Origin of the sequence: Acinetobacter sp. YH12255 (assembly GCF_013417355.1) — a bacterium.
GTDB lineage: Bacteria > Pseudomonadota > Gammaproteobacteria > Pseudomonadales > Moraxellaceae > Acinetobacter > Acinetobacter pseudolwoffii.
Genome location: NZ_VPEC01000002.1, coordinates 60351 through 84444, shown reverse-complemented (window position 1 = coordinate 84444; position 24094 = coordinate 60351). Strand labels below are relative to the sequence as shown.

21 protein-coding genes are annotated in these 24094 nt (G+C 43.2%); 11 read left to right on the top strand and 10 right to left on the bottom strand.

Features of this window, described 5'->3' with window-relative positions; all coding sequences use genetic code 11:
• Positions 1–71: 71 nt before the first annotated feature.
• The 7 genes from rseP to rimO form a co-directional block, all read right to left on the bottom strand.
• Positions 72–1427 carry an RIP metalloprotease RseP gene (gene rseP / locus FTV30_RS01440; protein ID WP_159515857.1) on the bottom strand — a complete coding sequence of 452 codons (1356 nt, stop codon included), beginning with the start codon at positions 1425–1427 and terminating at the stop codon, positions 72–74.
• 3 nt (positions 1428–1430) lie between these two features.
• The gene (gene ispC / locus FTV30_RS01435) at positions 1431–2627 is read right to left on the bottom strand and encodes a 1-deoxy-D-xylulose-5-phosphate reductoisomerase (protein ID WP_005171243.1); all 1197 of its coding nucleotides are present in this window, start codon (positions 2625–2627) and stop codon (positions 1431–1433) included.
• The gene (locus tag FTV30_RS01430) at positions 2628–3452 is read right to left on the bottom strand and encodes a phosphatidate cytidylyltransferase (RefSeq protein ID WP_074382864.1); all 825 of its coding nucleotides are present in this window, start codon (positions 3450–3452) and stop codon (positions 2628–2630) included. It abuts the gene before it with no gap.
• A 3-nt stretch (positions 3453–3455) separates the two neighbouring features.
• Positions 3456–4208, bottom strand: coding sequence for a polyprenyl diphosphate synthase (gene uppS, locus FTV30_RS01425; RefSeq protein ID WP_005096706.1), 753 nt, complete (start codon positions 4206–4208; stop codon positions 3456–3458).
• Positions 4209–4215: 7 nt separating this feature from the next.
• On the bottom strand, positions 4216–4770 hold the full coding sequence (gene frr / locus FTV30_RS01420) for a ribosome recycling factor (protein WP_005096705.1): 555 nt from the start codon (positions 4768–4770) through the stop codon (positions 4216–4218).
• A 78-nt stretch (positions 4771–4848) separates the two neighbouring features.
• Positions 4849–5577, bottom strand: coding sequence for a UMP kinase (gene pyrH / locus FTV30_RS01415; protein WP_004279886.1), 729 nt, complete (start codon positions 5575–5577; stop codon positions 4849–4851).
• 46 nt (positions 5578–5623) lie between these two features.
• Positions 5624–6967: a 30S ribosomal protein S12 methylthiotransferase RimO gene (gene rimO / locus FTV30_RS01410; protein WP_005096703.1), complete on the bottom strand. Its 1344-nt coding sequence runs from the start codon at positions 6965–6967 to the stop codon at positions 5624–5626.
• Between the two features lie 341 nt (positions 6968–7308).
• Here rimO and glnL point away from each other — a divergent pair, with 341 nt between their 5' ends.
• Both glnL and glnG read left to right on the top strand, forming a co-directional pair.
• Entirely contained in the window at positions 7309–8418 is a 1110-nt protein-coding gene (glnL, locus tag FTV30_RS01405) for a nitrogen regulation protein NR(II) (protein ID WP_005096702.1), read from the top strand.
• A complete protein-coding gene (gene glnG, locus FTV30_RS01400) occupies positions 8405–9886 on the top strand; it encodes a nitrogen regulation protein NR(I) (RefSeq protein WP_180000891.1) in 1482 nt (493 codons plus the stop codon). The genes glnL and glnG overlap by 14 nt, the downstream gene beginning before the upstream one ends.
• Before the next feature lie 42 nt (positions 9887–9928).
• Here the strand turns inward: glnG and FTV30_RS01395 are convergent, their stop codons facing one another.
• The 3 genes from FTV30_RS01395 to mnmG all read right to left on the bottom strand — a co-directional run bounded on the left by FTV30_RS01395 (position 9929) and on the right by mnmG (position 13790).
• Positions 9929–10255, bottom strand: a complete 327-nt coding sequence (locus FTV30_RS01395; protein WP_035337926.1) for a hypothetical protein — start codon at positions 10253–10255, stop codon at positions 9929–9931.
• Between the two features lie 132 nt (positions 10256–10387).
• Entirely contained in the window at positions 10388–11593 is a 1206-nt protein-coding gene (mhpT, locus tag FTV30_RS01390) for a 3-(3-hydroxy-phenyl)propionate transporter MhpT (protein ID WP_159515860.1), read from the bottom strand.
• Between the two features lie 316 nt (positions 11594–11909).
• Entirely contained in the window at positions 11910–13790 is a 1881-nt protein-coding gene (gene mnmG, locus FTV30_RS01385) for a tRNA uridine-5-carboxymethylaminomethyl(34) synthesis enzyme MnmG (protein ID WP_005171251.1), read from the bottom strand.
• A gap of 255 nt (positions 13791–14045) precedes the next feature.
• Between mnmG and FTV30_RS01380 the strand changes: the two genes are divergently transcribed.
• The 9 genes from FTV30_RS01380 to FTV30_RS01340 all read left to right on the top strand — a co-directional run bounded on the left by FTV30_RS01380 (position 14046) and on the right by FTV30_RS01340 (position 24029).
• Positions 14046–14516 carry a hypothetical protein gene (locus FTV30_RS01380; RefSeq protein WP_180000890.1) on the top strand — a complete coding sequence of 157 codons (471 nt, stop codon included), beginning with the start codon at positions 14046–14048 and terminating at the stop codon, positions 14514–14516.
• A 146-nt stretch (positions 14517–14662) separates the two neighbouring features.
• The gene (locus FTV30_RS01375) at positions 14663–15550 is read left to right on the top strand and encodes a bile acid:sodium symporter family protein (RefSeq protein WP_159515861.1); all 888 of its coding nucleotides are present in this window, start codon (positions 14663–14665) and stop codon (positions 15548–15550) included.
• Positions 15551–15638: 88 nt separating this feature from the next.
• On the top strand, positions 15639–16526 hold the full coding sequence (locus FTV30_RS01370; protein WP_180000889.1) for a bile acid:sodium symporter family protein: 888 nt from the start codon (positions 15639–15641) through the stop codon (positions 16524–16526).
• Between the two features lie 129 nt (positions 16527–16655).
• Positions 16656–17561: a 50S ribosomal protein L11 methyltransferase gene (prmA, locus tag FTV30_RS01365; RefSeq protein ID WP_180000888.1), complete on the top strand. Its 906-nt coding sequence runs from the start codon at positions 16656–16658 to the stop codon at positions 17559–17561.
• Positions 17562–17576: 15 nt separating this feature from the next.
• Complete coding sequence (locus FTV30_RS01360; RefSeq protein ID WP_180000887.1) at positions 17577–18431, top strand: DUF3426 domain-containing protein; 855 nt, start codon at positions 17577–17579, stop codon at positions 18429–18431.
• A 397-nt stretch (positions 18432–18828) separates the two neighbouring features.
• Positions 18829–19098 carry a DNA-binding transcriptional regulator Fis gene (gene fis / locus FTV30_RS01355; protein ID WP_001086304.1) on the top strand — a complete coding sequence of 90 codons (270 nt, stop codon included), beginning with the start codon at positions 18829–18831 and terminating at the stop codon, positions 19096–19098.
• 95 nt (positions 19099–19193) lie between these two features.
• Entirely contained in the window at positions 19194–20768 is a 1575-nt protein-coding gene (gene purH, locus FTV30_RS01350; RefSeq protein ID WP_004646700.1) for a bifunctional phosphoribosylaminoimidazolecarboxamide formyltransferase/IMP cyclohydrolase, read from the top strand.
• Positions 20769–20930: 162 nt separating this feature from the next.
• Positions 20931–22214 carry a phosphoribosylamine--glycine ligase gene (purD, locus tag FTV30_RS01345; RefSeq protein WP_180000886.1) on the top strand — a complete coding sequence of 428 codons (1284 nt, stop codon included), beginning with the start codon at positions 20931–20933 and terminating at the stop codon, positions 22212–22214.
• Between the two features lie 939 nt (positions 22215–23153).
• Positions 23154–24029, top strand: a complete 876-nt coding sequence (locus FTV30_RS01340; protein ID WP_005096689.1) for a MetQ/NlpA family ABC transporter substrate-binding protein — start codon at positions 23154–23156, stop codon at positions 24027–24029.
• Positions 24030–24094 lie beyond the last annotated feature (65 nt).

Below are 24094 nucleotides of genomic sequence, written 5' to 3'. Positions count from 1 at the left end.
GCCAGAGGCATAAATAAATGTGTGTGCTGCATGCCAGTCTTTTCCGCTGTTAATTTATTCCATCTACGTTGTTATAAACGCATAAAATCATTAAATAATGCCAGAAGCATCATACTGCCGAGCAGTACCATACCAATTTTTAGTCCAACCAATTGTATTTGTTCGGAAACAGGTTTACCACGAATTAATTCAACAAAATAGTAAACCAGATGTCCGCCATCAAGCATTGGAATCGGCAGTAGATTTAATATTCCTAAACTTACACTCATTAGCGCCATAAAGGAAATAAAAGTTTCCCAACCCATTTCTGCGCTTTGTCCTGCGACTTTGGCAATGGTGATCGGTCCAGATAAGTTATCCAGTCCAATCATGCCACGTACCATTTTGACAATCGAGTTCAGAATCATCGAAGATAAGTGCACCGTTTTATCAAATGCCATCACCAGTGCTTCAGCTGGATTGTAGTGAATGGTCTGCTTATATTCTGTGGGAATCGAGATTTTACCCGGATCACTTTGTACACCGAGCATACCCGTGACATTGCCCATATTGTCACGCTTGCCCTGTGGCATCACTTCAAGTTGCACCACCTGGTTTTCGCGCAATACATCCATCTTCAGTAATTTTTCTGGTGATGCCTGTACAATTTGTACCACATCAAACCAGTCTTTCATCTGGACACCATCAATGGCCAGAATTTTGTCACCTTGCTTCAGGCCTTGGCGAATTGCTGCACCATCTTCAGTCAGCTTGCTAATCACAGCCGGAATTTCCGGTCGATAAGGCAAGAAGCCCAGACTGTCTAACGGAGATTGACTCTGGTCTTTTAAATAGTCCCGAATCGGTAACTGGAACAGCTTGTTTTCCCCGGCACGTTCTGCCTGAATAGACACTACACCGGTTTCACCCACACGATCCACCAGCGCATAACTCAGTTTTTCCCAGGTTTCGACTGGAGTCCCGTCCACAGCAACAATTTTGTCACCCGGCTGCATTTGTACTGTTGCAGCCGGCGTATCTGGTAAAACTTTACCAACGCGGGTATTCAGCTGCTCTTGTGCCGGTAAAAACAGCACCCAGAATAACAGCACCGCAAGAATGAGGTTGATCAATGGTCCCGCTGCCACAATGGCAATCCGTTTCCAGGGATGCTGACGGTTAAATGCTTTGGGCAAGTCTTCTTCAGCAACATTGCCTTCACGTTCATCCAGCATTTTCACATAACCGCCTAAAGGTAAGGCGGATAGCTGATATTGAATGCCAGATTTTTTTGAGGTCCACTTTAACAGCGTTGGTCCAAAACCAATCGAATACACCAACACTTTAACGCCCAGTTTACGCGCCACAATATAGTGACCAAACTCATGAATCGCAATTAAGGGACCGAGTAACAGGATTGCGGCTGCAATAATAAACAAGGCGTTCATGTCTTAACTTCCTTTATTCACAACATACTGCTGTGATAAACCTCGTGCCATTTGATCTGCCTGCAAGATAGCCTCCAGATCATTTGCCGGCTGATTATCCATCTGATTCAGGACATGCTCAACCACTTGAGGGATTTGGGTAAACCTAATTTGCTGATGTAAAAATGCGTCAACTGCAATTTCATTGGCCGCATTTAAAATCGTGGGTGCAATCCCGCCGCTCTGCATCGCCTGACGCGCCAACTTTAATGCAGGAAACCGAATCACATCCGGTTCCTGAAAGTTAAGCTGCGAGTGCATAAACAGATCTAAGGGTGGTACATGCGTACTGATTCGCTCAGGCCATGCCAATGCATGTGCAATAGGTGTGCCCATATCCGGATTACCCATTTGTGCCAAAGTTGAACCATCTACATATTGAACCATGGAGTGAATAATACTCTGTGGATGCACCACGACTGTAACAAATTGTTCTTGAACTGCAAACAAATGACAGGCTTCGATCAATTCCAGACCTTTATTCATTAAAGTCGCTGAATCGACCGAAATTTTTTGGCCCATTGACCAGTTGGGATGCTTGCAGGCCTGTGCAGGCGTCACATCTTCAAGCTGTTGTAGACTATGATTGAGAAACGGCCCACCAGATGCAGTTAACAAAATTTGCGAGACACCCAGCTTGGGCTTGCCATGACGCTCTGCCTCAAAATAGTGCTGTGGTAAACACTGGAAAATCGCATTGTGTTCGGAATCCACCGGAAGCAACAATGCACCATGATCGCGTGCAGCCTGCATCATGATGTCACCGGACATCACCAAAGCTTCTTTATTGGCCAACAGTACGCGCTTGCCTGCTTTTACTGCAGCCAGTGTCGGCAACAATCCGGCAGCACCGACAATGGCAGCCATGACAATATCGACATCCGCATGTTCAGCCACAGCAATTAAACCGGCTTCATCTTGCAGAATTTCAATATCAGCCAGACCATGTTGCTGAAGGAGTTTTGAAAACTCCTCCACTTTTGCCGCAGGCACCACCGCCACTTTAGGGCGATATTGCTGGCAAATCTTGACCAGCTCATCAATACGACTTTGCGCGGTTACAGCAAAAACCGAGTACGCTTCAGGATGTCGCTGCAAGATTTTTAAAGTACTTTGACCAATAGAACCTGTAGCACCCAGTATACAAACCGCTTGTGACATTTATAAATCTACACCAATAAGTTTTAGAACAGCAATACCTGCCGCAAAGATTGGAGCTGCAGCAAGCAAAGAATCAATACGATCCAGCACCCCACCATGACCCGGTAAAATACGGCCCGAGTCTTTAATACCGGCACGTCGTTTGATCATGGATTCAAACAGATCTCCCAGTACTGAACTGAAGACCGTGATCACCGATAAGGTCAGGAATAAAATAAGTTCTGGCCAGGTCATCTCCAGATAAAGCAAAGCAACTGCAATCACAATCAGCATTGAGGTGACCACACCACCATACAGCCCTTCTACAGATTTGTTTGGGCTGACATTTGGTGCAAGTTTTTTCCTACCGAATTTACGGCCAACAAAATACGCACCGCTGTCTGCGCCCCATACCAGTAAAAACAGGTACATCAACCACCACGGTGAACTTTGCCAAACCGAGAAAATTGCGGTGACAGCAGCAGAAATCAGCACTACACCAATGCCATTTAGGCTTGTATTGTACCAGCCGTCATACTCAGGATAAGACTTGACCCAGTAAATACTGAGTAACCAGGTAATAATAGAAGCCACCCATAACAACAAAGCGACTTCAGCAAAATACAATGCCAATGCTGATAGAGCCGCGGTCAGCACCCCATATCCCCATGCAACGGGCTTGATGACCTGCTTAAATTTTCGCGGCATGAGTTTAAACCACTCATAACCGGCAACCCCGGCAGCAAGAACCATCAATACAAACATTGGATAATGTGATTCAGTAGCAAACATACAGCTCAGTACAACTGCTACCAACACCAATGCGGTTATAATCCGCTCAAACATGTATTAATTCTCAAGTTTTTCCTGATGAACCTGTTCTGATGTTTTACCGAAACGACGTTCACGCCCACCAAATACGGCAAGTGCATCATCAAGTTCTTCAACGGTAAATTCTGGCCACAGCGTCTCAGTGAAATAAAGCTCTGCATAGGCTGCCTGCCATAACAGAAAATTCGACAGACGGAAATCTCCGCCAGTACGAATCAGCAGATCAACTGCTGGTAAGTCACCGAGGCTGACATATTGACCAAATACATCAGTATCAATTGCATCAAGATCTAATTTATTTGTTAAAACATCACTGGCAATTTGCTTTGCAGCTTGTGCCATATCCCACATACCGCCATAACTGATTGCAATAGTGAGTGTCATACTATTGAAATTAGCAGTCCTTTGTTCGGCTTGCAACATGAGTCCCTGCAATTCAGCGGACAAACGGCTGCGATCACCGATAAAACGTAAGGCAATATTGAATTTTTCCATGCGGGGGAGTTGCTCATGAATCGTGTCAAGCAGGAGTTTCATGAGCAATTCGACTTCAAACTGTGGACGATTCCAGTTTTCACTGGAAAAGGCAAAAACAGTTAAAGCCTGGATATTTCTTTTTCTACAGTGTTCTACAATCGGATCCAGAACCGTTTTTCCTTCACGGTGTCCATCACCTTTCTGCATCTGATTTTTTTTGGCGAAACGATTGTTGCCATCCATAATGATGGCAACATGTTTCGGAAGACAGGGGTTTTCTTCAGCAGCGGTCATCGATGAATTAGACCTTCATCAATTCAGCTTCTTTCGCAGCCAAGCGTTTGTCAACTTCAGCAACAAATTTGTCGGTAATTTTCTGGATTTCATCAGCAGCACGACGTTCTTCATCTTCAGAAATTTCTTTTTCTTTCAATAAAGCTTTGATATCACCCAATACATCACGGCGAATGTTACGAATTGCCACTTTCGCATTTTCTGCTTCAGTACGGGCAACTTTCTGCATGTCACGACGTGTTTCTTCAGTGAGTGCTGCCATAGGTACACGGATCGCATCTGCTGAAATCGGGTTAAGACCCAAGTCAGATTCACGAATCGCTTTATCAATTGCAGCCACCATTGAACGTTCAAACGGTTGAACCAACAGGGTACGTGAATCTTCAACACCAACGTTTGCCACCTGGTTCAATGGAACGTCTGAACCATAGTAAGAAACCATCACATTATTTAAAATAGATGGATGCGCGCGACCGGTACGAACTTTTGCAAAACCATGCTCTAGAGATTCTAGAGTTTTGTTCATACGGTCTTCGCTGTCTTTTTTAAGATCGTTAATCATATGATCTTCCTTACTTAATTCTAAAAAAGTTAATTGCTAAATTAGCGCGTAGTATAAAGTGCTTTGGTGCTCACGTCATTAATTGGTAACGTGAGTCCCTTCTTTTTCGCCCATCACCACTGAAAGTAATGCGCCAGATTTATTCATATCGAATACTTGTAGTGGCACATTGTGGTCACGACATAAACAGATCGCAGTTAAGTCCATGACACCCAGTTTTTCATCCAGCACCTGATCAAAGGTTAAAGTGTCATATTTAACCGCATCGTCATATTTGCTTGGATCTTTGTTATATACGCCATCGACTTTAGTGGCTTTCAAAATCAAATCTGATTCGATTTCAATACCACGCAAACATGCTGCGGTATCTGTGGTAAAGAATGGATTACCTGTACCTGCCACGAATACACACACTTCACCCTGAGTCAGGTGACGGATCGCATCACGGCTCGAGTAAGACTCAACCACAGCACCAATTGGCAGTGCAGACATCAAACGGGTTTTAATATTACGGCGCACCAAAGCGTCGCGTAGTGCCAGACCGTTCATCACGGTTGCCAGCATACCCATCTGGTCGCCAGTGACCCGGCCAACCAGACCGTCTTTTTGCAGCTGGCTACCGCGGTACAGGTTACCACCACCGACCACGATACCTACTTGTACGCCTAAACCCACAAGGTGCGCAATAGAAAGCGACATCTGGTCGAGCACTTGTGCATCGATTCCCATGTCTTTATTGCCTGCCAGCGCTTCACCAGAAAGCTTTAACAGAATGCGACCAAAGCGTGGCTTTTTAGAATCCAACATCATCAAACTCCAAAGTATTCAATTTAAATTTTTTTAATTCAAAATTTTAAGCAGATTTGACTGAAATGAGTTTTGCATACAGATCATATTCGTCTGCATCGGTAATCTCGACTTCAAGCAAATCCCCTGCCTTAATGACGCTTTTATCAATATCTTCCACAAAAACATTGCCATCAATTTCAGGTGCATCTGCATAAGAACGCGCAACTGCCACCGGGAATTCTTCTTCCAGATCATCTACCAGCACGGTCATGGTCTGACCAATACGTTTTTGGAGTTTTGCTGCCGAAATTTCTTGCTGAACCTGCATGAAACGCTCATAACGCTCTTGTTTAATTTCTTCAGGAACGTGGTCTGGCAAATCGTTTGCTGTCGCACCTTCAACTGGTGAATAGGTAAAGCAACCTACACGATCCAATTGAGCTTGTTTCAGCCAATCGAGCAGCATCTGGAAGTCTTCTTCGGTTTCACCCGGGAAGCCCACCACAAATGTTGAACGGATAACCAGATCAGGACATTTTTCACGCCAGATATTCAATCGCTCCAGTGTGTTTTCACTGTGCGCAGGACGTTTCATCAGCTTGAGAATTTTTGGACTCGCATGCTGAAATGGAATATCCAGATAAGGCAGGATTTTGCCTTGAGCCATCAGATCAATCACGGCATCGACATGCGGATATGGATAAACATAATGCAAACGCACCCAGATTCCCAACTGACCGAGTGCTTCACACATGTCATAGAATTTGGTTTTCACTGGCTGGCCGTTCCAGAAATCCAGCTTGTATTTGGTGTCCAGGCCATAAGCAGAAGTATCCTGGGAGATAACGAGTACTTCTTTGACACCGGCACGTTTCAGCGCTGCGGCTTCTTCCAGCACAGAACCAACTGGACGGGAGACCAAATCACCACGCATGCTTGGAATAATACAGAAAGTACAACGATGGTTGCAGCCTTCCGATATTTTCAAATAGGCATAATGTTTAGGGGTTAGGCGGATACCTTGCTCTGGAACTAAATCAATAAATGGATTGTGTTTTGGCGGTTCAGGCACGTATTGATGAACCGCATCCATAACATCTTTATATGCCGCTGCACCTGTCACTTTCAGGACATTCGGATGCATCTGGCGAATCTTGTCTTCGTCTTTACCTAGACAGCCTGTTACGATGACGCGACCATTCGCGCTCATCGCCTCACCAATCGCGTCTAGCGATTCTTGCACTGCGGATTCAATGAAACCACAGGTATTTACTACAACTAAATCAGCACCGTCATAATCCGAAGCGACGTCATAACCTTCAGTCTTTAACTGGGTTAAAATACGTTCAGAATCTACCAATGCCTTAGGACAACCTAAAGATACAAAACCGACTTTGGGGGACTTCATGAATTTTCGCTCTACTAGAATGCGCGTATTGTATGTCTTTTCGCATCATAAAAATAGTTGAAAACCTGACTCTTTGCATCATGCACTAAAATAACGCCATAAAATATACAACATATTTGCGCGCGCACCAAAATAGAACATTTTAGATTTACAGCCTCAATTTAATCCGCTATACCTAAGATGAATTGTGTCGCTGTGGCACATTTCTGCATTTCATCGCAATAAATAAGCTTTAGTCATAAAAGTTGGCGTGCATCTTGCATCAAATCAGAACTTAAAATTGATTAAATTGCTTTATGAAGATGCCATTGCGCCATTTTAATACAGGAAAAAAACCGCGAATGGATCAGCTTATTCCGATCGACTATCGTGTTTTAGTGGACAATATGACCACGTGTATCTTATTGGTAGACCGCGATCTTAATATTTATTATCTCAACTCTGCCTGCGAAGCCTTATTTGATGTGAGCTTATTTCGCGCCAGTGGAAGTCCGGCACTGGGTCTTCTGCAACATCCGACCGATGAGTTTAATACTGAAGAAGCGCTGAACAACACTTTAACTACAGGCCAACCTTATACGCGCCGTGAAGCCACACTGATTGTCAACTTTAAGGACATTCATGTCGATTACACGGTTTCTCAACTAAATCTGGGTAAGCCCTATCACCCACTGTTGTTAATCGAGCTCAATCCTCGTGACCGTATGCTTAAAATTTCGCGTGAAGAAAACCTGATTCAGCAACATCAAGTGGCTCGCCAGCTGATTCGCGGTGTCGCGCACGAAATCAAGAACCCACTCGGCGGAATTCGGGGGGCAACACAACTTCTGGCTCGCAGTCTGAATGATCCACAATACAAAGAATTTACCGATATTATTATTAGTGAAGTCGATCGACTCCGAAATCTGGCCGACACCATGCTCGGTTCACGCCAACTGCCAAGCTATGAGCTGGTAAATGTACATGAGCCACTTGAGCGGGTGCGCTCACTCATCGCCAATCAAAGCAAAAAGAAAATCAAGATTATTCGGGATTATGACCTGTCCTTACCTGAAGTGCTGGCAGACCGTGATCAACTGATTCAGGTGATCTTGAATATTTGCGCCAATGCAGTACAGGCCATGACCGAGAACAAAGAGTTTTTTGTCGATCACCAGCCTGAACTGGTTTTAAGAACCCGGATTCAGCGCCTATTTACCATTAACGGGGCAATTCATCGCTCTGTGGTACGCATTGATATTGAAGACAATGGCCCTGGGGTCCCCGAAGACATTATCGAATCTGTGTTTTATCCACTGGTCACCAGTCGCGCCAAAGGTACCGGACTGGGTCTCAGTATTGCTCAAAATATTATTCATCAGCATAACGGCATGATTGAATGTCAGTCCGTGGCTGGAAAAACCGTGTTTAGCTTATATTTACCTTGGGAGTCGAATCATGTCGCGAAATAAAATATGGGTGATTGATGACGATCGTGCCATGCGCTGGGTACTGGAAAAAACCTTTAAAGAAGAAGGCTTGGACGTGACCAGCTTTGAAGAAGCACAATCTGCACTAGATCAACTCAGTATTGATGCACCAGATGTGATTCTGACCGATATCCGTATGCCGGGGATTGATGGACTCACCTTCTTGGGTAAGGTCAAACACAATTATCCTGACCTGCCTGTGATTATTATGACGGCGCATTCAGACCTAGAGTCTGCTGTATCAAGTTATCAAACTGGTGCTTTTGAATATCTGCCAAAGCCTTTTGATATTGATGAAGCGCTGGCACTGGTCAATCGTGCGATTTTGCATATTACCAAGCTGCAACAACAAGAATCAGCAAAAGTTGCCCCGCCGATTCAATCGACTGAAATTATCGGTGAATCTCCCGCCATGCAGGAAGTGTTTCGCGCCATCGGCCGTTTAGCGCAATCGCATATTACTGTACTCATTAATGGTGAGTCCGGTACAGGGAAAGAATTGGTGGCACATGCCTTGCACCGCCATTCACCGCGTAGTGCAAAGCCCTTTATTGCCCTGAATATGGCAGCCATTCCCAAAGACCTGATCGAAACCGAACTTTTTGGTCACGAAAAAGGTGCATTTACCGGTGCCAATACCCAGCGTCAAGGTCGTTTTGAACAGGCCAACGGCGGCACGCTGTTTCTGGATGAAATTGGCGACATGCCTTTTGAAACCCAAACCCGTTTATTGCGTGTTTTGGCTGATGGCGAGTTTTATCGTGTCGGTGGTCATATTCCAGTTAAGGTCGATGTGCGGATTGTGGCTGCCACGCATCAGGATCTGGAAAAACTGGTACATGACGGCCGTTTCCGTGAAGACTTGTATCACCGCCTGAATGTGATTCGGATTCACATTCCAAAACTGGCACATCGCAGTGAAGACATTCCGATGCTGGCGCAGCACTTCCTGGCACGTGCTGGTAAAGAACTCGGCGTTAATCCCAAAATTCTGCGTCCTGAAACCCAGGAATATATGCAAAAACTGCCGTGGCAAGGCAACGTACGCCAGCTTGAAAATACCTGTCGCTGGCTAACCGTGATGATCACGGGTCGTGAAGTCTATCCAGAAGACCTACCACCTGAGCTGAAACAAATCCCAATTCAAGATTTAGATTTAGGCTCACCAATTCCAAACTTAAACCAAGTGGGTCCACAGCACTGGGATGAATTGCTGGGTCAATGGGCCATGCAAAAACTCAAAAATGGCGAGATGAAACTTCTGGATGTTGCGACGCCGATGTTTGAACGCACCCTGATTAATGCTGCGCTACAACAAACCCGTGGTCGCAAACGTCATGCAGCTGAACTTTTGGGCTGGGGCCGTAACACGCTGACCCGCAAGCTCAAAGAACTCGGTATGGATACGGCCGATGATGAGGTAGAAGAAGAAATCGAAAGTCCAAGCTAATCTATAAAAGCACCTTCGGGTGCTTTTTTATACTGAGATGAGTTAAACAGTCAAGCCGATATAACGCGAATAACCTGCTGCGCCCAAGTCTGACTTTAAGATCAGATAATCTGAATAAGTACTGGCGGTAATTTCATCAAACATATTCACCTGATCGTCATTGGCATGCAGATCATCTACCGAACGTGGCATGCTGTGCTCAAATTCATCGGTCATATATTCAAAGCCAATATCCATGGCAATAAATAAAGTATGTTCACATGGCTGTACATATTGTTCTTCAGTCCAGTCAATAATGTTCTGCTGGCAATGTGGACAGGCAATATTATCGGTGGCCTGAATATCGAGTTCGATCAGTTGGTAAGGCATATAAAAATCAGTCTGTTTGCTATCCATCTATTTTAGCAAATTTTATCTGCCGATTTTACTCAATTAAAATATGAGCCATAACAAAGGAATCCGTAGATTCCTTTTTAATAGCAATAAAAATAGAAAACTGGCTTATTTATGAGCTGCCTTATAACGTGACAGTGCCGTGACCGCTACCGCTGATACAACCACCGCAGGTAAACTTGCCATAAGGATACCTGTAGTTCCCAAACCTAATGCCAAAATTTTCCCGGTTAATAACGGACCGGTCATGGCACCTAAACGGCCTAAAGAAATGGCGCTGCCCACGCCTGTGACTTTACCTGCACCTGAATAAAAAATCGGTGAGATGCCATACAGAATAGATTGACCACCTGTAGAAAAGATCCCACCCATCACCCCGGCTAAAATTAATAGCGGAATCGAGGTACTGGTGAACAACAAAACCAAGGCAACAAATAAGCCGCTGTAAATAAGGGCTGCCATTTGCCACAATTTTAAACGATCTAGCAAATAACCCAAACCCAAGGTTCCTATCACCGCACCCACCTGAAACACCAGCATCACCAGAAATGCCTGCTGTTTTTGCAAGCCTTGTTCCATCAGCAAATTAGGCAACCAGCTAATCAGAATATAGTTGATCATCAAGGTAAAAAAGAAACCTACCCAAAGCGGCACTGTATTTTTATACTGTTGCTGCTTGAACAAAACCTCGACCATGCCCGGTACAGCTTCGCCAGATCTTTTTTGCGCTACCGCTGCTTTAGACTGATCTTTAAGAATAAAGGTCATAAAAGGGAGAAGCGCTAAAGGCGTTAAACCACCAATTAAAAATAAAGTCTGCCATTGAATATCTGGAAGCAGCATAGCCAAACCGGCGACAAAAATAGCACCGACAGGCAGGCCACAATACATCAAGCTATTGAGCTTACCGCGATTGGCTTCAGTTGCTTCATCTCCAACCACGGAAATCATGGTCGGCATTGCAGCACCCAGACCCAAACCGGTCAAGAAACGCGCAGCATATAAAACCTCGATGCTCGGTGCAATTGCAGTCAGCGACATGAACACACCAAAAATAGCCACAGACAACATCAGGACTTTCTTTTGTCCCAAATAATCCGCGATACGTCCGCCAAAGAATGCACCAAAGAGCATTCCAAAGACGCCCAGACTAAACACATAGCCCATCTGAACCTGATCTAAAGCAAAGCTTGCCGCAATTCCTTTTGCTGCAATTCCAGGAGCCTGAAGATCGAAACCCTCAAAAAATGCCACCCAAAAGCACAAGAAAATCGTCAATATTTTTCGTAATTTTTCACTATAAGGCTGTATCATGATTGATCTCCATCAATAACCTATAAATCGTTTGATAGCCTGACGATCCTATTCCCCCTATTCTTATCCTAATCTGGTCAGAGAAATACCACGACAATAGTCGGATTTAAGTTCATCAACTTGGCTCAACACCCTTTCCATTAGACCTAAAAGCTAAAATTTATAGACTTTTTACATCTTAATAATTTTTATTATCTTTATAAATAAGGCATTTAGTTAAATAGTAGTTATTTATAATTGAATGATAGCCGAGACTTATACAAAAATATCAGCCGATAAAAAGCCCGCATTGCGCGGGCTTTTTCACACTGTATTCTTAAGCAGATTTTTTCGTTTGTGCATTCTTACGAATCGTAATCATCACCAATTGAACAGCCGCAGGCGTCACACCCGGAATACGGCTGGCTTGCGCCAATGTTTCAGGACGTACATCCTTCAGTTTCAACGTGATTTCACGCGACAGACCTGACACGATGTCATAATCGAAGTCGCCTGGAATACGGGTTTCCTCAAGACGTTTCATTTGTGCCACATCTTCATGCTGACGGTTGATATAACCCGCATATTTCACTGCGATTTCAATCTGATCACCGACCTGCGCAGATACATCAGAACCGGTTAACTCGGCAATTTGCGCAAATGAAATATTTGGACGTTTCAAAAGATCGATCGCTGAACATTCTTTAGATAAATCTGCGCCAGTCATCTCAACGAATTTCTTGCCCATTGGATTGTTTGGCGCCGCCCAAAGATGCTGCAAACGACCGGTTTCTTTTTCAACTGCTTCCATTTTTTCGCAGTAAACCGCCCAACGTGCATCATCGACCAGACCCAATTCACGACCGATCGCAGTTAAACGCTGGTCGGCATTGTCTTCACGTAACATCAAACGATATTCAGCACGTGAGGTAAACATACGGTACGGTTCTTTGGTGCCTAACGTAATCAGGTCATCTACCAATACACCCATATAGGCTTCATCGCGTTTTGGTGTCCACTGCCCTTGATCCCAGGCACGACGTGCAGCATTTAAACCTGCCAGCAAACCTTGTGCACCTGCTTCTTCATAACCAGTGGTTCCATTAATTTGACCAGCGAAATACAGGTTATTAATGGCTTTGGTTTCAAGGGTAAATTTCAACGCTTGCGGGTTGAAATAATCGTACTCGATCGCATAACCCGGACGCAAAATATGCGCATTTTCCATACCACGGATTGAGCGAACCAACTCAAACTGCACATCAAATGGCAATGAAGTTGAAATACCATTTGGATAAAGCTCATGCGTATCCAGACCTTCCGGTTCCAAGAATACTTGATGCGAGTCTTTATCGGCAAAACGGTGAATCTTGTCTTCAATTGATGGGCAATAACGCGGCCCCACACCTTCAATTTTACCGGTATACATCGGTGAGCGATCTAGACCACCGCGAATAATCTCATGCGTACGTTCATTGGTATGGGTGATATAGCAGTTCACCTGTTCCGGATGCATAGACGCATCGCCCATAAACGACATGGTTGGAGATGGGAAATCACCCGGCTGCGGTGTCATTACAGAAAAGTCGACCGAACGTGCATCGATACGCGGTGGTGTACCGGTTTTTAAACGCCCCACAGGTAAATTCAATTCGCGCAAACGTGCTGCCAATGAAATCGACGGCGGATCACCGGCACGACCACCACTGGATTTTTCCAGACCAACGTGAATTACGCCACCCAAGAATGTACCCGCAGTCAACACCACAGTTTTGGCATCAAAACGAATACCCATTTGGGTAACCACACCTTTGACGGTATCGCCTTCAACAATCAGGTCATCAGCCGCTTGCTGGAAAATATCCAAGTTCGCCTGATTCTCTAAAGTTTCACGAATTGCCGCTTTAAAACGGACACGGTCTGCCTGCGCACGTGTTGCACGAACTGCTGCACCTTTACGCGAGTTCAAAATACGGAACTGAATACCGCCTTTGTCGGCAGCCAGCGCCATTGCACCGCCCAAGGCATCAATTTCACGCACCAAGTGCGATTTACCAATACCACCGATGGCCGGGTTACAGCTCATCTGCCCTAAAGTCTCAATGTTATGAGTTAAGAGTAAAGTCTGTCGACCCATACGCGCTGCAGCCAGAGCTGCTTCTGTACCGGCGTGACCGCCACCGATAACAATGACATCGTATACTTTAGGATAATGCATAGTGGTAATTGAGAGATAAAAAAGGATAGCTGAGTATTATAGCAAATTTCATTCTAAAGTAGACAGATTCAATCGAATTTATCCTGAGATAAAAAATGAATCATCCTGTACAAGAATCAAGCACTGTAATTTAACTTTGCAGAGGGACTATATAAATTAAACATATAAGTTCAGAAAATTACTCGATTTACACTGTTTAATTTTGAGTATTTTTTAAGCTATATACTGCTTACATTACAAACAAAGGTATAACTGATGAATAAGAATATTTTTCTCTCAACTGTTCTGTGTGGTTTATGTTTTGCGCCATTTGCAGCCTCAGCAAATGATAAGGTCGAAACCACTTATAATGCGCAAAAGTATCAACAGGTTTGTAAAGGCAAAACCCAAGGTGCTCAAGTCAGTTTTGCTCATCGAGGCATTATCTGGAATGGAACCTGTGAGCCACAGTTTTTCACTTCATCAAAAAATGCTTCAATCAAAGGTGATGAAGCTGAACTCATGAGTACCTGTAGTGGCAATAGTAGCGCGACCACCGCCACCATTAATGGAACCGAAGTCAAAGGTAAATGTGCTTTAGGCTTTATGCCGCCACGCCCTCAGGGACAATCCCAAATGCACAGTCAGCCAATGCAACCACAAATGAGCCAGCCGCAAATGCAGCAACCAATGAATGACCAGCAGACTCCGCCTGATGCGCAAATGCAAACTCAGCCAGGCATGTAAGCTGTCATAGCTCTAAATAGCTTACATTTCAAGTAAAAGCTTTGACGGGCAAAGTGAATACATTTTGCCCGTTTTATATTGCTTATTTATTCAGCTCCGCTACACTTAAAATCTATCTAAAAATCAATAATAAAAAGGGATTTTTCATGGATTCGGGGTTTTTTAACTTTTTTTTGCCTATTACCTTGGCAATCATGATGATGGGGCTGGGACTCGAATTAAAAATCAAGGATTTCCTGCGCTTAAGCCGCTATCCTAAAGTCATTTTTATTGCCCTATTTACACAGCTCGTACTGTTGACCAGTATTGCTTTCTTTATTTGCCTGATTCTGGACTTAGCTCCTTTACTCGCAGTAGGTTTAATGCTTCTGGCCGCTTCACCAGGAGGCCCAACCGCCAACCTGTTTAGCTATCTGTATAAAGGCGATGTCGCGCTGAATATCACCCTGACCGCCATCAATACCATTATTTCTATTTTCACCCTGCCCTTTATTATCAATCTCTCATTACAATACTTTATGAGTCACGACTCGACTGTGACATTTCCAGTTGAAAAAATGATACAGGTGTTTTTAATTACCCTGATCCCCGTGATCATCGGGATGCTGCTTCGAGCCAAATTTCCACATTTATCCATTACCGTCAGCAAATCGATGCGCTTCGTTTCAATTAGTTTTTTAAGCATACTCTTGATATTTGCCGTTTTTAGAGATCGTTTTAATCTCTTTGAATATTTTTCCAGTATTGGTTTAGCTACTGTGATTTTATGTTTTTCCAGCCTGTTTATTGGTTATTGCATTCCGCTACTGATGGGTATTCCAGAAAAAATGGCACGGGCCTGTACCTTTGAAATCGGCATTCATAATACGGCGATTGCGATCACCATTGCGATTTCGGTCTTAGGCAATGTCACCATGGCGATTCCGGCCGGCATTTACACCATTGTCATGTATAGTTTTGCGACTATTTTCGGGGTGATGATGAGTCGCCAATATATCGCTTATCGCCATAAAAATCGTTTATCGGATTTGTAATTTATTTGGCTGAGTCTGCGATAAAGCTGTATGCTTTTCCCAAGAAAAGCAAAAGTATTAAAATAATTTTTAACAAGGAGCATGACAGATGGATTCTGGCATTATTACGATTTTACTGCCGCTTGCGCTCGCGATTATTATGGTGGGTTTAGGTCTCGAACTTACCCTCAAAGATTTCGCCCGGGTCACCCAACATCCTAAAGCTGTTTTAGTCGCATTATTTTGTCAACTGGTCTTATTGGTCGGTATTGCATTTATCCTGTGTAAAGTTTTGGCCCTACCCCCACTTCTTGCCGTGGGTCTGATGCTGTTAGCCGCCTCACCCGGCGGCAGTACGGCCAATCTGTTTAGCTATCTTTTCAAAGGTGATCTGGCACTCAACATCACCCTGACTGCAATTAATTCAGTGATTGCAGCCTTAACTTTACCGTTGATCGTTAATTTTTCGATTATGCATTTCATGCAGGACAGCCAGCAGATCACGCTCCAGCTTGGCAAAATTCTTCAGGTGTTTGGCATCATTATTATTCCTGTCGCGATTGGTATGCTGATTCGACATCATGCACCACGCCTGACTGAAAAACTGAATAGACCGCTGCGCATTTTTGCAGTCATATTCTTGATTCTGATTATTGTCGGGGCCATCTATAGTGAACGCACCAATATTGCCGAATATCTGACTCAGGTCGGTGTCGCCACGGCATTGTTCTGTATTTTCAGCCTGACCATCGGCTATTTTGTCCCCCGCTTAATGAATATAGATACCGCTCAGGCACGGGCCAGTGCCTTTGAAATTGGCATTCACAACAGCACATTAGCCATGACTATTGCCCTGACCGTGATGTCCAGCACTGCTGTGGCCATGCCTGCCGCGGTTTATTCAATCTTCATGTATATTTTTGCTGCCATTTTTGGTCTGCTGCTTAACCGCTTTGCACCATTAGACAGAACACCTCTTTTCTCTAAGGCTTCATAAGTCTTTATAGAGCTTTATATAGGGTGCTTCGGCATCCTTTTTATTTTAGGTATGCATCAAGAAGATAGCAGCGTTGTGTCTGAACTTCCGTTACAATAGCTTTTTGAAAAATGTATAAAGGTTATTTCTGTGAAGTGGTTACAAATTCATATTACGGTTGAACAAGCTCAGGTCGATTATACTGAGACATTACTCAGCTCACTAGGCGCAGTGAGTGTGACCCTGGATGATGCTGAAAACCAGGATTTGCTGGAACCACTTCCAGGCGAAACACCACTCTGGAATAAAGTGATTGTGACTGGTATTTATGCACAGGAAGAAGGCGAAGAAATTGACGTTGCTGCACTAGAAACCTTTATTGGTGCGCAAATGCCAGAAGCGCCGATCAAGTACGAATTCATTGAAGATCAGGCTTGGGAACGCACCTGGATGGATGCGTATGAGCCAATCCAGATTGCTGAAAAATACTGGATTGTACCGGAATGGATGCAAGCACCTGAAGCCGATGCAGTCAATATCAAGCTTGATCCGGGTCTGGCATTCGGTACAGGGAACCACGCCTCTACATTCTTGTGCTTACAATGGCTCGGCAAAATTGACGTTAAAGACAAAATCGTCATCGATTATGGCTGTGGTTCAGGCATTCTCGCGGTAGCTGCCCTGCTCTTAGGTGCTAAAAAAGCATATGCCACTGATATTGACCCACAAGCAGTTCTGGCCACCCAGCAAAATGCTGAACTGAATGGTGTACTGGACAAACTTTATGTCGGCCTGCCAGAAGAATTTAGAGATGAACTCGGCACTACCAAGGCTGACGTATTTGTTGCCAATATTTTGGCTGCGCCACTAATGATGTTGGCTCCTGAGTTCGCAACTTTAATTAAATCTGAGGGACAGTTCGCACTTGCCGGAGTTATCGAAGAGCAAGTTACTGATGTTACTAGCATTTACTCAAATTATTTTGATATATTAGACGTAGAAAAACGAGACGAGCACTGGTGCCGTATCTCGGGTAAACGCCATAAGAATGAATGAGTCTACAAATAGTTTATGAGTGACAAACGAACCCATTGCCCTACCTGTTCCACCACCTACAAGGTCACAGTTGCTCAACTCACCATTGCGCAGGGTATGGTTTGCTGTCCCAAATGTACCACTTCATTTAATGCCTTATCGCATCTGGTGGCCGAAGCCCAAAACTCGGTCACTACCTCAGCGTCTCAGGATCAAACCTATTCTCGATATAACCCACCTGCATATGGTCGCGATCAACAGCAAAATACGCACAGTCTTTTATATATTTTCGATCAGAAAGTTGAACATTCAAATATCGATCTGGAAACCTATTTAAACAATCTGAACTATTTCAGTACCGAACCTATCTCGGTACTGCCGAGCATGAACTGGGAAGATCAGGCAGAAAAACAGATATACCGTGGGCCAATGTATTATATTGGCTGGAGCATCTTGAACCTGATGCTATTTGGCGTATTGCTGTTCCAGTTTTTCTGGTTTAATCCGCAATACATCAAAAATAGTCATATCATGAGTCTGGCCTTTAACAATGTATGCGAGGTGTTTAATTGTTCCAATCTGGAAAAATACTACACGCTGATTCAGGTCAATAAAGTCAAGATCAAGGCAACCAATCACAAGAAAACTGAATTTAGCGGTGAGCTGATCAACTTCCATGACCGTAGCCTGGCTTTACCGATTTTAAAAATCAATCTGGAACAGCGCGGTGAAGTTGTTGCGACTTATAACCTGTCTGCCAAAGAGTATCTGATTGAAAGTCTGGTCAATATTGAACGTATCCCGAAAAACAGTCCATTTAAATTCAAATTTGAGCTTCCTGTCGATCGTAAAAGCTTTGATCGCTATAGTTTGGAAATAATTCGCCCTTAATCTGAATAGAAAGCATTAAAAAATTAAAAAAAGTTAAAAAAAATGCAGTTTTCTTGCTCACTTTTGCTTAGACAATGGTATGATACGCGCCACGAAAGCTATGTGCTGCAACTCCTCGCTACTTTTTCACAACAAATACAGTCTTGCCTAATGCGCTATAAAATTTATTGCGTATCGTGCAGATTTTTTTGTTTTGATTTTGGTCAGTAACAAAACTTTAACTATTGTTACGCTTATTTTTCGACCAAAACGTTGAGATGTGTCAAGCTATTGGCTCAATGCAATGATTAAGTTTTAGAACTCCGGTTTTAGGATCTAAAGCGGAGTTCATTTCAATTTCTAGACCACTTTTTATATCACTTTACCCAAGTGATATTTGTTTTTCGGATTAATTCGCATGAATAGCAAATCTCCTATTTTTACTGCACAATCTGATGTTGCTTTACGTATCCACGTAGATCGCGCAGTTCGCCATTATTTTGCGCAACTACAAGGCGAGCAACCATCTCAGGTATACGACATGGTGCTAGCAGAAATGGAGAAACCTCTTCTATCTGTAGTTCTAGAATATACACGTGGTAACCAAACACGTGCTGCCGAGATTCTCGGACTCAACCGTGGTACTTTACGTAAAAAGTTAAAAGCTCACGGTTTAATGAGTGAATAAATGATAAAATGCTTGCGGCTTCCGCAGGCATTTTTTTTAACCTGTAAATTGCTGATTTTGTTTTATTCTGTTCCTTGAAAACTGTGACGAAGATCATGACTATTAAACGCGCTTTAATCTCTGTGTCTGACAAGACTGGTATTGTTGAATTTGCACAAGAACTTGCTGCTCTAGGGGTAGAAATTTTATCTACAGGTGGTACCTACAAATTGTTGAAAGACAATAATGTGGCTGTAGTTGAAGTTTCGGAGCATACAGGTTTTCCAGAGATGATGGACGGCCGTGTAAAAACACTACATCCAAAAATTCATGGGGGTATCCTGGCTCGTCGTGGTCTAGACGAAGCTGTGATGGCTGAACACAACATTGATGCTATTGATTTAGTCGTTGTAAACCTTTATCCATTTGCTGCAACGGTAGCAAAACCAAACTGTTCACTGGCTGATGCTATCGAAAACATCGACATCGGTGGTCCTACCATGGTTCGTGCTGCAGCAAAAAACCATGCATCAGTCGGTATCATCGTAAATGCTTCTGACTATGCAACTGTCGTTGCCGAGCTTAAAGCTGAGGGTGCTTTATCTCATGCAACTCGTTTTGACCTAGCAGTAAAAGCATTTGAACATACTGCTCAATATGACGGCATGATCGCATCTTACTTAGGCGCTCGCGTAGGTAAAGAAGAAGGTCAGGCAGACAAATTTGCACGTACTTTCAATACTCAATTGAACAAAGTTCAAGACCTTCGTTACGGTGAAAACCCGCATCAAGCTGCTGCATTCTATGTAGAAGACACAGCGACTGAAGCTTCTGTTTCAACAGCGAAACAGCTTCAAGGTAAAGAACTCTCTTATAACAACATCGCAGATACTGATGCAGCACTTGAATGTGTTAAATCATTTGCGAAGCCTGCTTGTGTGATCGTTAAACACGCTAACCCATGTGGCGTTGCAGTGTCTTTAGACGGTATTCAAGCAGCTTATGATCTTGCGTATGCAACAGATCCTGAATCTGCTTTCGGTGGCATCATTGCATTCAACCGTGAATTAGACGTTGCAACTGCACAAGCGATTGTAGATCGTCAATTCGTTGAAGTGATCATTGCACCGAGCGTTGCTGAAGGCGTTCTTGAAGTAACAGGCGCGAAGAAAAACGTTCGTGTCCTAGTATGTGGTGAACTTCCAGCAATCGATGCGCGTCAATCTCAACTTGACTACAAACGCGTAAACGGCGGTTTGTTAGTTCAAGATCAAGACTTGGGTATGATCACTAAAGATGACCTAAAAGTTGTGACAAAACGCGCACCAACTGAGCAAGAAATTGACGACATGATCTTCGCTTGGAAAGTGGCGAAATACGTGAAATCTAATGCGATTGTTTATGCGAAAAACCGCCAAACGATTGGTGTCGGCGCAGGTCAAATGAGCCGTGTTAACTCTGCACGTATTGCTGCGATCAAAGCTGAGCATGCAGGTTTAGTGGTTGAAGGTGCAGTAATGGCATCTGATGCATTCTTCCCATTCCGTGATGGTATTGATAACGCTGCAAAAGCAGGTATCAAGTGCATTATCCAGCCGGGCGGTTCTATGCGTGATGAAGAAACCATTGCGGCGGCTGATGAAGCTGGTATTGCAATGGTCTTCACTGGCATGCGTCACTTCCGTCACTAATTGATTCAAAGTCGTATTTATTAATCCCCCTAAATCCCCCTTTGTCAAAAGGGGGACTTTTCACAAATAAAGGGACATTTTTATTCGTGAAGCCCTTCTTTTTTACAGGGTGAGAAGCATGGCTTCGCAAGGTGGGATTCTATTCTTTTGAGGGATTTTTAGATGAATATTTTAGTTTTGGGTAATGGCGGTCGTGAACATGCATTGGCATGGAAAATCGCACAAGATGACAAAGTTGCAAAAGTCTTTGTTGCTCCGGGCAACGCAGGTACAGCCACTGAAAATAAATGTGAAAACGTAAATTTAAGCATTTTAGACAATGCTGCGATTATCGATTTCGCAAAAAACAATGCAATTGAGCTTGTCATTGTCGGCCCAGAAGCTCCATTGGTAAACGGTGTCGTTGATGCTTGCCGTGAGGCGGGTGTAAAAATTTGGGGTCCAACTCAATTTGCTGCGCAGCTTGAAGGCTCTAAAGCTTTCGCGAAACATTTCTTAAAACGCCACAACATTCCAACTGCGTTCTACGATGTATTTACAGAAGTAGATGCTGCGAAAGCATTTGTTGAAAAAAATGGTGCGCCGATCGTCATTAAGGCCGACGGTCTTGCTGCGGGCAAAGGCGTGATCGTTGCCATGACCAATCAAGAAGCATTTGATGCGATCGATGACATGCTTGCAGGCAACAAATTTGGCGATGCAGGTTCTCGCGTTGTAATTGAAGAATTCCTTGCAGGCGAAGAAGCATCTTTCATTTGCATGATTGATGGCGACAACATCTTACCTATGGCGACTTCACAAGATCACAAACGTATCTTTGAAGGCGACCAAGGTCCAAACACTGGCGGTATGGGTGCTTATTCTCCTGCACCTGTTGTGACTGCAGATGTATTTGAAAAAACCATGAATGAAGTGATGCGTCCTACCGTTGAAGGTATGAAAAAAGACGGTCACGTTTATACAGGTTTCTTATACGCAGGCTTGATGATTGATGAACAAGGTCAACCAAAAGTGATCGAGTTCAACTGCCGTTTTGGCGACCCTGAAACTCAACCAATTATGATGCGTTTAAAATCATCTTTAGTTGATTTGGTTGAAGCTGGTATTGCGGGTAACTTACCTGCGGAAGCTGAATGGGATGAACGTAAAACTGTAGGCATCGTACTTGCATCTAAAGGCTACCCAGAAACTTCTAGCAATGGTGATGTAATTTCTGGTTTAGACACAGAAATGGCAGATGCGAAAGTATTCCATGCAGGTACGAAAGCACTTGAGAATGGTGACATCGTAACGGCTGGTGGTCGTGTACTTTGTGTGACTGCACTCGGTAATACCATTGGTGAAGCGCAAGCAAAAGCGCTCGAGCTTTGTCAAAAAGTGACTTTTGATGGTGTTCAATACCGTAAAGATATTGGTTACCGTGCGATTGCTCGTGAAAATGCTTAACCATTCATTTGATTAAGTAAAAACCCCGCTGAGTGCGGGGTTTTCTTATTTTGCAATAAGGTAATTTTTAGCTAGTTTTTCATAATTTTCTTTATTTTCAAGAAATTATTGGCAATAGTCATACAAATATGGGAATTTATCGTTATAAGTTTGAACATCTACTTCAATTTTTTATATCTAAAGCATAGGTGATTTCCTCATGCAACTTATTCAAAGCTTTATATAACTCCTTAAACTCGGCGTTACCTAAGCCCCTCAATGCAACCTTTTGAAATTACCTAAATTTTTGACAAAAACTGTATGCTCATCCCTAATAAATTTATGCAAATCTAATAGCAAGACGCCGACACCGACCCATTTATCCAAATATGCACAGACGATGAAGTTATGTGCTATTTCCCAAAGAAGCTGAATCGAGATAACACCCTGATGTCTAGAACAGCGCAACGCTACTTTGATTCCATCAATAAATCATATATATCCATTTTTATGATTTAGATTGGATAAAATCTTATAAAGCTCACTATTTAAACACCCCCCTAAAAACCACATCCCTACTATAAATAAAATATTGTTTTAATTAATATTTTTATAAAACAACTTGGTTTTTTATTCAATTAAAGAGCTAAACAAGGCTTTGCTATCCAGTATATCGAATATAGATTTATTGCTATGATATCGACAATCCCAGAATGCTCAAACTACTTCATGTGCTTATAAACTATCTATTTTTCTCTCCAAAATAGATCATTTACAATCAGGTTTGTGGCATTTCTGACTTGATCGCGTTCACCAGAACAATTGCTGTAGGCTTGGATCTTTTAGTTTAAGGCCAGCACCAACAACGATCAGGACACATACTTAGATCGTATAAAAATCTTATTTAACACGATTTAAAAATGCTTATACTCTAGGCAAGATTAAAATTAGGAAAATTTCATGAAAAAATTACTTGGCGTTTTATTGAGTGCCTCTGTATTAACTTTGACTGGGTGTGGCAAACAAGAAGCGCCTGCCAATGATGCAGCACAAGCCAATGATGCGAATGGCCTTCAAACCGTAACCATGGCATCGACCGGTTCAGATGCAGATGTATGGCGCTATATCGCCACATTACCTGAAACCAAAGCAGCCGGCATTAAACTTGATGTGAAAAATTTCACTGACTATGTGTCAATGAACACAGCCGTTGCCAATAAAGAAATCGATGTCAATGCATTCCAGTCATATGCCTATATGGTTGCGTATAACGATGCCAATACAGCAAAAATTGCACCATTGTCTACCACCTATTTAGAACCAATGGGAATTTACTCAAGCAAAGTAAAATCTTTGAATGAGTTTAAAACAGGTGCAACCATTGCCATTCCAAACGACGGTGCAAATGAATCACGCGCGTTATTACTTTTACAATCGGCAGGTCTGGTCAAATTAAAAGCTGGCTTTGACAATGTAAAAGGCACAACAGCTGATGTGGCTGAAAATGCAAAACAAATCGTGATTAAGCCTATTCAAATGGCAACTGCAGTACGTGTAAAAGATGAAGTTGATGCAATTGTGCTAGGCAATACGCTGGCAATGGAAGGCGGTTTAAACGTATTAAAAGATGCGGTTTACTATGAGCCAATTGATCAAAGCACAAAAATGAATGTAAACGTATTAGCGGTTGCAGCAGATCGTCAAACGGATCCTGTACTGCAAAAAGTAGGTGCCTTGTATCATACGCCAGCAGTTCAAGCGTATGTCGATGAAAATTTTGGTGGCACTAAAGTTGCAGTAAACAAGCCGGTGACGTATTTAACTGAATCAAAATAGTACTATAATAGTCTTTTAGAACAGGCAAGGACGATTTCTTGCCTGTTTTTTTATCCGTGATGCAG

What these genes read in the sequence shown, in the direction of transcription:
- rseP (WP_159515857.1), bottom strand. Translation starts at nt 1,427, where the DNA reads ATGAACGCCTTGTTTATTATTGCAGCCGCAATCCTGTTACTCGGTCCC.
- FTV30_RS01370 (WP_180000889.1), top strand. Translation starts at nt 15,639, where the DNA reads ATGGATTCTGGCATTATTACGATTTTACTGCCGCTTGCGCTCGCGATT.
- rimO (WP_005096703.1), bottom strand. Translation starts at nt 6,967, where the DNA reads ATGAAGTCCCCCAAAGTCGGTTTTGTATCTTTAGGTTGTCCTAAGGCA.
- FTV30_RS01395 (WP_035337926.1), bottom strand. Translation starts at nt 10,255, where the DNA reads ATGCCTTACCAACTGATCGAACTCGATATTCAGGCCACCGATAATATT.
- frr (WP_005096705.1), bottom strand. Translation starts at nt 4,770, where the DNA reads ATGATTAACGATCTTAAAAAAGACAGCGAAGACCGTATGAACAAAACT.
- purH (WP_004646700.1), top strand. Translation starts at nt 19,194, where the DNA reads ATGACTATTAAACGCGCTTTAATCTCTGTGTCTGACAAGACTGGTATT.
- ispC (WP_005171243.1), bottom strand. Translation starts at nt 2,627, where the DNA reads ATGTCACAAGCGGTTTGTATACTGGGTGCTACAGGTTCTATTGGTCAA.
- mhpT (WP_159515860.1), bottom strand. Translation starts at nt 11,593, where the DNA reads ATGATACAGCCTTATAGTGAAAAATTACGAAAAATATTGACGATTTTC.
- fis (WP_001086304.1), top strand. Translation starts at nt 18,829, where the DNA reads ATGAATAGCAAATCTCCTATTTTTACTGCACAATCTGATGTTGCTTTA.
- FTV30_RS01380 (WP_180000890.1), top strand. Translation starts at nt 14,046, where the DNA reads ATGAATAAGAATATTTTTCTCTCAACTGTTCTGTGTGGTTTATGTTTT.
- FTV30_RS01430 (WP_074382864.1), bottom strand. Translation starts at nt 3,452, where the DNA reads ATGTTTGAGCGGATTATAACCGCATTGGTGTTGGTAGCAGTTGTACTG.
- FTV30_RS01360 (WP_180000887.1), top strand. Translation starts at nt 17,577, where the DNA reads ATGAGTGACAAACGAACCCATTGCCCTACCTGTTCCACCACCTACAAG.
- glnG (WP_180000891.1), top strand. Translation starts at nt 8,405, where the DNA reads ATGTCGCGAAATAAAATATGGGTGATTGATGACGATCGTGCCATGCGC.
- mnmG (WP_005171251.1), bottom strand. Translation starts at nt 13,790, where the DNA reads ATGCATTATCCTAAAGTATACGATGTCATTGTTATCGGTGGCGGTCAC.
- FTV30_RS01375 (WP_159515861.1), top strand. Translation starts at nt 14,663, where the DNA reads ATGGATTCGGGGTTTTTTAACTTTTTTTTGCCTATTACCTTGGCAATC.
- glnL (WP_005096702.1), top strand. Translation starts at nt 7,309, where the DNA reads ATGGATCAGCTTATTCCGATCGACTATCGTGTTTTAGTGGACAATATG.
- purD (WP_180000886.1), top strand. Translation starts at nt 20,931, where the DNA reads ATGAATATTTTAGTTTTGGGTAATGGCGGTCGTGAACATGCATTGGCA.
- FTV30_RS01340 (WP_005096689.1), top strand. Translation starts at nt 23,154, where the DNA reads ATGAAAAAATTACTTGGCGTTTTATTGAGTGCCTCTGTATTAACTTTG.
- pyrH (WP_004279886.1), bottom strand. Translation starts at nt 5,577, where the DNA reads ATGTTGGATTCTAAAAAGCCACGCTTTGGTCGCATTCTGTTAAAGCTT.
- uppS (WP_005096706.1), bottom strand. Translation starts at nt 4,208, where the DNA reads ATGACCGCTGCTGAAGAAAACCCCTGTCTTCCGAAACATGTTGCCATC.